Annotated in this window: 8 protein-coding genes; all 8 read left to right on the top strand. The window is 71.0% G+C overall.

What is annotated here, in order from left to right:
• The first annotated feature begins 1 nt into the window (after position 1).
• Positions 2-3889: a non-ribosomal peptide synthetase gene (locus tag ACWC0C_RS17575; RefSeq protein WP_450864750.1), complete on the top strand. Its 3888-nt coding sequence runs from the start codon at positions 2-4 to the stop codon at positions 3887-3889.
• 133 nt (positions 3890-4022) lie between these two features.
• Entirely contained in the window at positions 4023-4736 is a 714-nt protein-coding gene (locus tag ACWC0C_RS17570; protein ID WP_450864749.1) for a thioesterase II family protein, read from the top strand.
• On the top strand, positions 4733-5707 hold the full coding sequence (locus tag ACWC0C_RS17565) for an ATP-binding cassette domain-containing protein (RefSeq protein ID WP_450864748.1): 975 nt from the start codon (positions 4733-4735) through the stop codon (positions 5705-5707). Before ACWC0C_RS17570 ends, ACWC0C_RS17565 begins: the two co-directional genes overlap by 4 nt.
• Positions 5704-6468: an ABC transporter permease gene (locus tag ACWC0C_RS17560; RefSeq protein WP_449195633.1), complete on the top strand. Its 765-nt coding sequence runs from the start codon at positions 5704-5706 to the stop codon at positions 6466-6468. The genes ACWC0C_RS17565 and ACWC0C_RS17560 overlap by 4 nt, the downstream gene beginning before the upstream one ends.
• A 296-nt stretch (positions 6469-6764) precedes the next feature.
• Positions 6765-7025, top strand: a complete 261-nt coding sequence (locus ACWC0C_RS17555; RefSeq protein ID WP_450864747.1) for an acyl carrier protein — start codon at positions 6765-6767, stop codon at positions 7023-7025.
• The gene (locus ACWC0C_RS17550; protein WP_449195631.1) at positions 7022-8272 is read left to right on the top strand and encodes a cytochrome P450; all 1251 of its coding nucleotides are present in this window, start codon (positions 7022-7024) and stop codon (positions 8270-8272) included. The genes ACWC0C_RS17555 and ACWC0C_RS17550 overlap by 4 nt, the downstream gene beginning before the upstream one ends.
• A complete protein-coding gene (locus tag ACWC0C_RS17545) occupies positions 8269-9006 on the top strand; it encodes a thioesterase II family protein (RefSeq protein WP_450864746.1) in 738 nt (245 codons plus the stop codon). The genes ACWC0C_RS17550 and ACWC0C_RS17545 overlap by 4 nt, the downstream gene beginning before the upstream one ends.
• 55 nt (positions 9007-9061) lie before the next feature.
• Positions 9062-12175, top strand: coding sequence for a type I polyketide synthase (locus tag ACWC0C_RS17540; RefSeq protein ID WP_450864745.1), 3114 nt, complete (start codon positions 9062-9064; stop codon positions 12173-12175).
• Positions 12176-12203 lie beyond the last annotated feature (28 nt).

Here is a 12203-nt window from a genome sequence, read left to right as displayed (position 1 = left end):
AATGATTCCGCTGTCATTCGCCCAACGCCGGATGTGGCTTCTGCACCAGCTGGAACAGGGAGCGGCGACCTACAACATCTCGGCGGCGTTCCGGCTGACCGGAGCCCTGGACCAGGACGCCCTCGGCGCGGCGGTCCACGACCTGGTCGACCGGCACGAGATCCTGCGCACCACGTACGCGACGGACGACGCCGGTGAGCCCTACTCGCGGCTCCTGCCGACGGCGGAGGCAGCGCCGGAACTGCGGGTGGCCGAGGTGGCGCCCGAGGACCTGACCGGCGCGATCGAGGAGGCCGTAGCGCACCGATTCGACCTGTCGGCCGAACTCCCCCTGCGCGCAAGCCTGTTGCGCTGCTCCCCGCAGGAACATGTGCTGGTCATGGTCGTCCACCACATCGCCTCGGACGGCAGCTCCAGCGCGCCCATGATGCGGGACCTGATCCACGCCTACACCGCCCGCAAGGACGGCCGGGCACCGCAGTGGGAGCCGCTGCCCGTGCAGTACAAGGAGTACGCGCGGTGGCAGCGCGAGGTGCTCGGCGACGTCACCGATCCGGACTCGCTCGCCGCGGCGCAGGTCGAGTACTGGCGCAAGGAACTGGACGGGGTGCCGCAGCCCCTGACCCTGCCGTTCGACCGCCCGCGGCCCGCGGAGGCGAACTCGCACGGCGACACGATCCCCCTCGCGGTGCCGGCGGACGTGGCGGCCGGACTGCAGAAGCTCGCCGACGAGCGCGGTTCGAGCATGTCGATGGTCCTGCAGGCCGCGCTCGCGGTGCTGCTGCGCCGGCTCGGCGGCGGTGACGACCTGACGATCGGCAGCCCGATCGCCGGGCGGACCGACGAAGCGCTGGCCGACCTGATCGGTTTCTTCGTCAACACCCAGGTGCTGCGGGCGGACCTCTCCGGCAACCCGACCTTCGTCGACCTGCTCGCACAGGTGCGGGACAAGGCGCTGACCGCCTACGAGTACCAGGACGTGCCGTTCGACCTGCTGGTCGAGGCCATCAACCCGGAACGCTCGGCGTCGTACCAGCCGCTGTTCCAGGTGATGTTCGCCTGGCAGAGCTACCAGAAGCCGGACCTCGACGTCCCCGGCCTCAAGGTGACGTTCGAGCAGGCCATCCCGTCGACCGCCATGGTCGACCTGTTCTTCAGCCTGACCGTGGACGAGACGGGCGCGCTGCGCGGCGACCTCCAGTACGCGACCCAGCTGTTCGACCGCGACTCGGCCGAGGTGATCGCGGCCCGGCTCGTGAGGGTGCTGGAGCAGCTGGCCGCCGATCCGAGCCTGCGCGTCGCAGACGTCGACGTGCTGGGCGACCAGGAGCGGCAGCGGCTGCTGACGGAGGTGAACGCCGCCGGCAACGACATCCCCGAGGTCACCCTGGTCGAGCTGTTCGAGCGGCAGGCGGCGCGGCGCACGGACGCGGCCGCGGTGACCTGCGACGGCGCCTCGCTCACGTACGGCGAGCTGAACGCCCGGGCCAACCGGCTCGCACGGCACCTCGTCGCCCAGGGCGTGGGCCCCGAGTCCCTGGTCGGGATCTGCCTGGAGCGCTCGGCCGACCTGGTCGTCGCGCTGCTCGCGGTGCTCAAGGCGGGCGGCGCCTATCTGCCCATCGACCCCGACTCCCCGGCCGACCGCATCGCCTACATCGTCCAGGACGCCCAGCCGGTCCTGCTGGTCACCACCAGCACCAACGGCACCGCACAGGGCCTGGACCACGACCTCCCACAGGTCCACCTCGACCAGGCCGGGGCCTTCGCCGAGGAGGAGGCCGCCGACCTCACCGACGCCGAGCGCCGCACGGCCCTGCGCCCCGACCACCCGGCGTACGTGATCTACACCTCCGGGTCGACCGGCCGCCCCAAGGGCGTGCTGATCCCGCACCACAACGTGGTCGGGCTCTTCACCGCCACCGAGGACTTCGCCTTCGGCGCGGACGACGTGTGGACCCTCTTCCACTCCTACGCCTTCGACTTCTCGGTGTGGGAGCTGTGGGGGCCGCTGCTGTACGGCGGCCGCCTGGTCGTGGTCCCCTACGACGTCTCCCGCTCCCCGGCCGACTTCCTCCAGCTCCTCGCGCGCGAGCGGGTCACCGTCCTCAACCAGACGCCCTCGGCCTTCTACCAGCTCGTCCAGGCCGACGCCGAGGCGCCCGGCCAGGAACTGGCGCTGCGGTACGTGGTGTTCGGCGGCGAGGCCCTCGACCTGGGCCGCCTCGCCGAGTGGTACACACGCCACGCCTCCGACGCGCCGGTGCTGGTGAACATGTACGGCATCACCGAGACCACCGTGCACGTCACCCGCGTCGACCTGGACGAGCACTCCGCCGCCCGCTGCAAGGCCAGCGTGATCGGCCCGGCCGTCCCGGGCCTGCGCGCCTACGTCCTGGACACGAACCTCAAGCCGACGCCCACCGGCGTGACCGGGGAGCTGTATGTGGCGGGCTACGGCCTGGCCCGCGGCTACCACGGCCGGCCGGGCCTGACCGCGGGACGGTTCGTCGCCTGCCCCTACGGCGAGCCGGGTGAGCGCATGTACCGCAGCGGCGACCTGGTCCGCTGGAGCAGGAACGGCCGGCTGGAGTACGTCGGGCGGGCCGACTCCCAGGTGAAGATCCGCGGTTTCCGCATCGAGCTGGGCGAGATCGAGCACGCGCTGGCCGGACACCCGGGCGTGGCGCAGGCGGTGGTCCTGGTGCGCGAGTACCAGGAGGGCGACAAGCGCCTCGTCGGCTATGTGGTGCCCGAGCCCGATGTCACGGTCGACACCGGTGAGCTGTCCGCGTACCTGCACGAGCGGCTGCCGGACTACATGGTGCCCTCCACGGTGATCCCGCTGGCGGAGATTCCGCTGACCTCGAACGGCAAGCTCGACCGACGAGCACTGCCCTCGGAGGACACGAAGACCGTGGTCGGCCGAGAGCCGCGCAACGCCTACGAGGAAGAGCTGTGTGCCCTCTTCGGCGAGCTGCTCGGCCTGGAGAAGGTCGGTATCGACGACGGCTTCTTCGCGCTCGGCGGGCACTCGCTGCTGGCCACCCGGCTCAGCGTCCGGCTCCGCAAGCAGTTCGACATCGACATCCCCATCAGGACGATCATCAAGTACCCCACGGTGGCCGAGCTGGCCGCGCTGATGCTCGCCGGCGGCGTGCCCGCCGACGACGCCGACACGTTCGCGGTCGTGCTGCCCCTCAACAGCGATCCCGGTACGGGCAAGCCGCCGGTGTGGTTCTTCCACGGAGGGGGCGGGCTGGGCTGGGCGTACTACAGCTTCGCCGCCCATCTGCAGGACCGGCCGGCCTACGCCCTGCAGTCCCGTGGCTCCGACGGCGTGGAGCCGCTCGCGGGCTCCGCGCAGGAGATGATCGAGGACTACGTCACCCAGATCCTGAAGATCCAGCCGGAAGGGCCCTTCAACCTGATCGGCTGGTCCTTCGGCGGCACGGTCGTGCAGGCCGTCGCGGACGCACTCGACCGGCGCGGGCACGAGGTCTCCCTCGTGGCCATCCTGGACGCCCAGCCCGGGGGCCACGGGTTCAGGCAGGTACACGCCGACAAGGACTCGGAGGACTACCGGGCCGAGCTCGAGGACGACTTCAGCCAGTACATCCGCATGGGAAACCGTCAAGGATTCCTGGACACCATGTCGAAGGTGATGGCCAACAACACGTCCCTCATGGTGGATTTCGAATCGCCGGTCTTCCGCGGCGACGTGCTGTATTTCCACGCGGCGCTCGAGGACACGTCGTACGCGCACCTGTGGCGTCCGTACGTCGGCGGTTCCCTGCACGTGCACGACCTGCACGCCACGCACCACGAGATGCACATGCCCGCACCCGTGACCCAGTTCTTCGAGGTCGTCCAGCCCAAGCTGGCGTAGCGACCGGACGGCTGTGTCCCGGAACTGGTTCGGCAAACGATCCAAGAGAAGATGATGGGGGTTGGTCAGGGTGACAGGACCCGGCGTATCCGCGGAACACGGGGGACACGGGGAACGGGCCACGCTGCTGTGCGTGCCGTTCGCCGGGGCAGGTCCCTCGTTCTTCCACCCGTGGCGGGAGCTGGCCGCCGGCCGCTGGCGCGTGACCTCGGTCGAACTGCCCGGCAGGGAACGGCGGATCCTGGAGACGCCGTACCGCAATGTCGTCGAGGCGGCCAAGGGCTCGATCGACGACATCGTCGCGGACCTCGGTGCGGGAACGCGCACCGTGCTGTTCGGGCACAGCCTGGGCGCGGTGCTCGCCTACGAGCTGGTGCACCTGCTGAGCACGCGCGGTGTGCACGTCGAGCGCCTGGTCGTCAGTGGTTCGCCGGGGCCGTGGACCCAGCGCGAGCGGCGGGCGGCGGGCCTCCCGGACGACGAGTTCCTCGCCAGGGTCGAGGAGTTCGCGGGCTTCCGGCACGAGGCCCTCGACCACCCGGAGATGCGTGAACTGATCCTCCCCGTCCTGCAGGCCGACTGCGAGATGCACGAGGCCTACGTCCCGAGCACCGACGAACCGGTGTCGGTGCCGATCTGCTCGCTGCGCGGCGACTCCGACGGCCTGGTCACCGCGGAGGAAGCCCGGCAGTGGCAGGCCGCGACCACGGCGGAATTCAGCTATGCGGAGTTTCCGGGCGACCACATGTACCTGGTCGACCACGGCCGCGAGGTGCTGGACGTGATCGAAGCGGAGTCCGCCCGCGACAGGGGGACAACAGCCCCAGAGAGGGAAGTGGAAGCATGAGAAGTTCAGCGATTGCGGTGTCAGGCCTGCGCAAGGCATACGGCGACAAGGTCGTGCTCGACAGCGTCGACTTCGATGTCGCCGCGGGGTCGGTCTTCTCCCTGCTCGGTCCGAACGGGGCCGGCAAGACGACGACGGTGAACATCCTGACGACGCTGATGAAGGCCGACGCCGGAACGGTGCGGGTCGCCGGGCACGATGTGGTGACCGCGACCAAGCAGGTGCGCGCGGCCATCGGCGTGACCGGCCAGTTCGCCGCGGTGGACGAGCTGCTGTCGGGCCGGGAGAACCTGCGGCTGGTGGCGGACCTGAAGCGCGTGCGCCCGGCCGGCCGGCTGGTCGATCGGCTCCTGGAGCGGTTCGACCTGGTGGAGTCGGCGGACAAGATGGCGGCGACCTACTCCGGCGGTATGCGCCGCAAGCTGGACCTGGCCATGACGCTGGTCGGCAACCCGCAGGTCATCTTCCTGGACGAGCCGACGACGGGTCTCGACCCGCGCAGCCGGCGCACGATGTGGGAGATCGTCCGCGAGCTGGTGGCCGAGGGCACCACCATCTTCCTGACCACCCAGTACCTCGAGGAGGCCGACCAGCTCGCCGACCGGATCGCGGTGCTCAACCAGGGCCGCCTGGTCGCCCAGGGCACCCCCGAGGAGCTCAAGCGCCAGATCCCCGGTACCCACGCCCGGTTCCGCTTCGCCGACATCCACGACCTCGACGCGGCGGCGCGGGTGCTGCCCGGCTCCACGCGGGACGACGAGGAGCTGATCCTGCGGGTGCCCAACGACGGTGAGTCGAGGTCGCTGCTGGCCCTGCTGAGCCGGCTCGACGAGAACTCCCTCAGCGCCAAGGAGTTCTCGGTGCACACGCCGGACCTCGACGACGTCTTCCTCGCCCTGACCGACAACACGGCCACCGGCAGCACGGACACCGAGAGCACGATCAAGGAGAAGGAGGCGGTCGCACCGTGAGCAGTGTCTCGACGGCGTTCGGCGACGCGGCGATCATGATGCGCCGCAACTACAAGCACACGACCCGGAATCCGGTCACCGTGTTCAACGCGGTCCTGTTTCCCATCGTGATGATGCTCATGTTCGTCTACGTGTTCGGCGGCGCCTTCAAGGTCGAGGGCAAGTACGTCGACTACGCGGTGCCGGGCCTGATCGTGATGGCCATCACGTACGGGCTGGGGCCGACCGCGGCGGCCGTGAACAGCGACATGACGACGGGCATCACCAACCGGTTCAAGGCCATGGACGTCTCGCACGGCGCCGTGCTGTTCGGTCACGTCGTCTCCACGACGCTGCGCGCCCTGATCGCCGACGCGGCCATCATCGGCGTCGGCTTCGCGATGGGCTTCCGTCCGCACGCGAGCTTCCCGCAGTGGCTCGGCGCGATCGGCCTCATGCTGTTCCTCGGGTTCGCGACCAGCTGGCTCACGGTCGCCATGGGCCTGGGCGCGAAGACCGTGGAATCCGCGGGCATGGCCACCGTGCCGCTGATCATGCTGCCGTTCCTGAGCAGCGCGTTCGTCCCCGCACACACGATGGGGACCGGCGTGCGGCAGTTCGCCGAGTACCAGCCCTTCACCCCGATCATCGAGACGCTGCGCGGCCTGCTGTTCGGCACCACACCGTCGACCGGCCACGTCATCGCGGCCGTCGCCTGGTGCGCGGGGCTCACGGTCGTCGGCTATGTGTGGGCGGTCGCCAACTTCAAGAAGCGAGTGTGACCTCGCCCCACCGCTCCTCACCCCCTCCCCGGCCGCCTCGGCGAACTCCACTTCGCCGAGGCGGCTTTGTGCGCTCTGCGCGCACTCGCGCGGCGCCGGGGCCGTCGGCACGGATGAGGAGTCAGCATGCGGGCTCGCCGGATCGGTCTCAACCCCGTCCGCCGGCGCGCACGGGCCACCACCAACCCGGTGGGAACGGGCGCGCATGCACGCCACACTCAAATCGGCCATTCGAAGAATTTGTCTCGCCGGCGGGACAGCGCACAGGGCCCCTGTGGAGGAAGGAATGACTGGCAATGGAACGTCAAGCCGCGCCGTCGAGCGCACCGGTGTCACTGGGGCAGGAAGTCGCGGACATGTGGGGGGAATACCTCGACTGCCACATAGGTCCGGAGGATGACTTCTTCGCGTTCGGCGGCAATTCGATAGCCGGCATCAAGATCATCGAGCGGGTGCAGCAGGACTACGGCGTCAAGCTGTCCGTGCGCGACTTCTACCTGGCGCAGACCCCGGCCCGGGTCGCCGAGCTGATCGAGCAGGGGAGGGCGGTGGCGTGAGGTTGACGCCGGGTCCCGGGCGCGACATCGACCTCGACCGCGTCGACCTGTTCGACCTGGACCTCTACACCTCGGGCGATCCGCACCCGATCTGGGACGTGATGCGGGAGAAGGCCCCCCTGCACCACCAAGTCCTCCCCGACGGCCGGGAGTTCTGGTCGGTGACCCGCTACGAGGACGTCTGCCGCGTCCTCGGCGACCACCGGGAGTTCACCTCCGAGCGCGGCACGACACCCACCCACGTCGGCGTGGACGACCCCGCGGCGGGCAAGCTGCTGACGTCCACCGACCCGCCGCGGCACACCGAGGTCCGCCGGCCGCTCGGCTCGCCGCTCACCGCCCGGGCGGTGAAGTCCTGGGAGGACTCGATCCGCGCGACGATCGTGCGCTTCCTGGAGCCGGCGCTCGACGGCGAGACCTTCGACCTGGCCGAGCGGGCGCTGCTCCTCCCGGCGATGGTCACGGGTCCACTACTGGGGATCCCGGAGAAGGACTGGGCGGAACTCGTCCAGCTGACCGCGATGGTGACGGCTCCCTCGGACCCGCACTTCCAGGTCGGCAGCGAGGCCGCGACACTGGCCATCTCCCACCACGAGCTGGTCAACTACGTCACCGAGTGGGTCAAGCAGCGCCGGTCGACCGGCGGCGAGGACGACACCCTGCTCGCCCACCTCATGAGCGTCCGCGCGGGCGGCGTGCCGCTGACCGACGAGGAGATCGCCCTCGACGGCTACAGCATTCTCCTCGGCGCCAACGTGACGACGCCGCACACCGTCTCGGGCACGGTGCACGCCCTCGTCGAGCGGCCCGAGCAGTTCGAGAAGGCACAGGCGGACCCGACCCTGATCCCGAACCTGGTCGAGGAAGGGCTGCGCTGGACCTCGGGCGCGTGCAACTTCATGCGGTACGCGGTGGACGACGTCCAGATCGCCGGGGGCACGATCCCGGCGCGCGCGGCGGTCGTCGCGTGGATCGGCTCGGCCAACCGGGACGCGTCCCGGTTCACCGATCCGCACACCTTCGACATCACGCGGAGCAACGCCAAGCGCCATGTCGCCTTCGGGTTCGGGCCGCACTTCTGCATCGGCGCGCCGCTGGCCCGGCTGACCCTGCGCATCTTCTTCGAGGAACTGCTCCAGCGGTTCGGCTCGATCGAACTCGCCGGCGAACCGCAGCACCTGCGGTCGTACTTCATCGCCGGGATGACCCACCTCCCCATCGTCGCCCAGAAACGACACACGCCATGACTTCCGGCACCGCCATCACCGCGTCGCCGTGGTTCGTCCGGCCGCCGTCCGCCGACCACCCCGCCCGGATCTTCTGCTTCCCCTTCTCCGGATCCGGAGCCTCCGCGTTCAGCGTCTGGCCGGCCGCGCTCGGCGACGCCGAGGTCTGCCCGGTGCAGTTCCCCGGCCGCGAGAACCGGCTGGGGCACCCCCACTACGGCACCTACGAGAAGCTCGCCGCCGACCTGGTCGAACCCCTGGCACCGCTGCTCGACCGGCCGTTCGCGTTCTTCGCGCACTGCGCCGGCGCGATGCCCGCGTACGAGACCGTGCTCAGGCTCGCCGAACTCGGCCTGCCCACCCCGGACCGCCTGTTCGTGTCGGGCCAGCCGGCCCCGCACGACGCCTCGCGCGACCGCATGCTCACCATGACCGAGGACGAACTGCGCGCCGAGGTGGAGGCGTTCGTCCGCAGCCGGGGCGTCGAGCCGCGGCCGGACATGGTCGACCTCGGCCTCATGGTGCTGCTGCGTGACACCGCGGCCGCGCGTGCGTACCGGCGGACCGAGCCGGTCGCGGTGGACTGCCCCATCGTCGTACTGCACTGGCAGGACGACGCGGACGTGGACCTCGCCGACCTCCAGGGGTGGCGGCGGTACGCGGACTCGGTCGAGTTCCGGGTGGTCGAAGGCGGCCACTACGACTTCATGGACGCGCCGGACGAGCTGCAGGAAGTGCTGACCCGTTGGCTGTGAGCGCAGGTCAGCCGCCCGTAAGAGCCGTACACCGAGGGAACCGGGAGGAATGCGCATGAGTGGCGCAGCCACCGATATTGCCGTCATCGGGATGTCGTGCCGCTTTCCCGGTGTGCACAACCCGGCCGAGTTCTGGCGCCTGCTGCTCGACGGGAAGTCGACCATCGGAACGTTCCCCGAGCAGCGGGCCGCCGACGCGAACGCGAAGCACACGTCCCACCCGGACGCCGCCACCTTGAACTCGGGTTCGTTCTTCGACTCCATCGACGGGTTCGACGCCGCCTTCTTCGCGGCGGGGCCGGCGGAAGCGGCCGCCATGGACCCCGTGCAGCGGCTCGGTCTCGAGCTGGCCTGGGAGGCCGTCGAGGACGCCGGTGTCCCGGCGAGCGCGCTCGCGGGCCGCGAGGTCGACGTCGTGGTCGGCGCCGCGCCCTCCGGGTACGACCTGCTGCGCAAGCTGTCCGGCAGCGACCAGGACGACCACTACGCCGCGCTCGGCTCCAGCGGTGCGCTGATCGCGAACCGCATCTCGAACCTGTTCGACGTGCGCGGCATGAGCTTCTGCGCGGACTCGGGCCAGTCCTCCTCCCTCGTGTCGCTGGCGCTGACCTGCGACCGGATACGCGGTGGCGCGGTCGACATGGCGATCGCCGGCGGCGTGCACCTGATCGTCGATCCGGAAGCGGGAGCCGGCCTGGCCAATCTCGGCGCCCTGTCGCCCGACGGCCGCTGCTTCCCCTTCGACGAGCGGGCCAACGGCTTCATCCGGGGCGAGGGCGGGGCGTTCGTCCTGCTGAAGCGGCTCGACCTCGCCGTGGCCGACGGTGACCACATCTACGCGGTGGTGCGCGGCTGGGGCGTCAGCAGCGCCGGGGCGACCAGCCGGATGCCGGACCCCAGCCCCACCGGGCAGGCCGCCACCGTGCTCTCCGCCCTTGAGCGCGCGGCCGTCCCGTTCGACGGCGTCGACTACGTCGAGGCCCACGGCACCGGCACCCGGCTCGGCGATCCGGCCGAGATATCCGGGCTGCGCGAGGTGTTCCGGAAAACCGGCCGCGGCCGGCCCCTGGCGATCGGCTCGGCGAAGGCGAACGTTGGGCACCTGGAGTCGGCCGCGGGGATCGTCGGCTTCGTGAAGGCCGCGCTCTGCCTGGACCGCGCCCAGCTGGTCCCGAATCCGGGCTTCCGCTCCCCGAACCCCGCCATCGCGGACTTCCACGCGGACTTCGAGGTCCTCCGCACCGCGCGGCCCTGGCCGAGCGAGCCGGGCCGGCCGCGGCGGGCCGGGGTGTCGTCGATCGGGATGGGCGGCACCAACGCGCACGTGATCCTCGAGCAGGCCCCCGAAGCCCGTACCGAACTCCCCGCCACAGACGGGGACGTGACCTCCGCAGGTGTTGCCGGGGTGGTGCCATGGGTGCTGTCCGCGCGCTCCGAGGCGGCCCTGCGGGAGCAGGCGGCGCGGCTGCGGGAGTTCGTGGCCGCCGACGCGTCGCTGTCGGTGACCGACGTGGGGCATGCGCTGGTGTCGACGCGGGAGTCGTTCGAGCACCGGGCGGTGGTGCTGGGCGGTGACCGCGAGGAGGCACTGGCCGGCCTCGACCTGGTGGCGGCGGGCGGCGCCGCGGCGCGGGCGGTGCGCGGCGTGGCCGCGGGGCCCGCGGGCCCGGTCGTCTTCGTGTTCCCCGGCCAGGGGTCGCAGTGGCTGGGCATGGGGAAGCAGCTGTACGCGGAGTCGGAGGTGTTCGCGCGCGCGATCGACGAGTGTGCGCGCGCTCTGGACCCGTGGCTGGACTGGTCCCTGCTGGACCTGGTGACCGGCGCGGAGTCGGCGCCGTCGCTGGAGCGCGGGGACGCCGTGGTCCAGCCCGCGCTGTTCGCGATGATGGTGTCCCTGGCGCGGCTGTGGCGGTCGCTGGGCGTGGTCCCCGACGCGGTGGTGGGGCACTCGCAGGGAGAGATCGCCGCGGCGTGCGCGGCGGGTGCGCTCTCCCTCGAGGACGCGGCGCGGGTCGTCGCCCTGCGCAGCCGGGCGCTGACCGCGCTGGCCGGCCTGGGCGGGCTGAACGCGGTGGCCGCGCCCCTGACCTGGGTCGAGGACCGGCTCGGGCGGTGGTCCGGACGGCTGTCCGTGGCCGCGGTCAACGGCCCGGCCTCCGTGGTGATCGCCGGGGACCTCGAGGCACTGGACGAGTTCGCCGCGCTGGCGGCCGGTGACGGGGTCCGGGTACGCCGGGTCAGGATCGAGTACGCGTCCCACTCCCACCAGGTCGAACGCATCCGGGACCAGGTGCTCGCGGCCGCCGCGGGTGTCACGCCGAGGGAGACCGCGGTGGAGTTCCACTCCACGGTCACCGCAGGACCGCTCGACACCCGCGCGCTCGACGCCTCGTACTGGTACGACAACCTGCGCTCGACGGTGCGTTTCGGTGCGGTCGTCGAGAAGCTGATGCACGACCGCGGTGGCGTGTTCGTGGAGGTCAGCCCGCATCCCGTGCTCCAGGTGGCGATGGAGGAGGCCGCCGACGCGCTGGCGAGTCCGCCCCAGGTGGTGAGCACGCTGAGCAAGCACGACGGGAGCCTGGGCAAGGTCCTGGCGTCGCTGGCCGAGCTGCACGTGCGCGGTGTACCGGTGAACTGGCGGGCGGTGTTCGCCGCCGGCCGGCCGCGCCGGACCGGCCTGCCGACCTACCCGTTCCAGCGGCAGCGATACTGGCTGACGGCGCCCGCCGGCACCGGCACCGCGCACGGCCCCGACGCGCAGGCGGACGGACCGGGCGCGCACACCGCGGCGGCGGACCTGGACTCGCCGTCGGCGGTCGTCGCGCTCGTGTGCGCCGAAACGGCGGCGCTGCTGGCCACGAAGGGCGCGGGTCCGGCGGCCGCCGATCTCGAGGCGAGGTCGACCGAGACCTTCAAGGCTCTGGGCTTCGACTCCTCGATGGCGGTGGAACTGCGCAACAGGCTGAACGCGGTGGCCTCGGTGCGGCTGCCGGCCACCGTCGCGTTCACCTACCCCACTCCGCACACGCTCGCCGACCACCTCTTCTCCCTCCTCGAGCCCGAGGCGCCCCAAGCTCCCGAAGCTCCCGAAACGGTGGAGGAAACAGGTCTGGAAGGCCGTAGCGACGACGATCTCTACGCCTTGATCGACCGCGGATACGTGTAGCCACACCCGTTACCCGTTCTTCTCAACA

It is taken from the genome of Streptomyces sp. NPDC001709, from assembly GCF_053596375.1.
The sequence above is the reverse complement of the archived record's forward strand: the minus strand, read 5'-3'. Positions and strand labels throughout refer to the sequence as shown.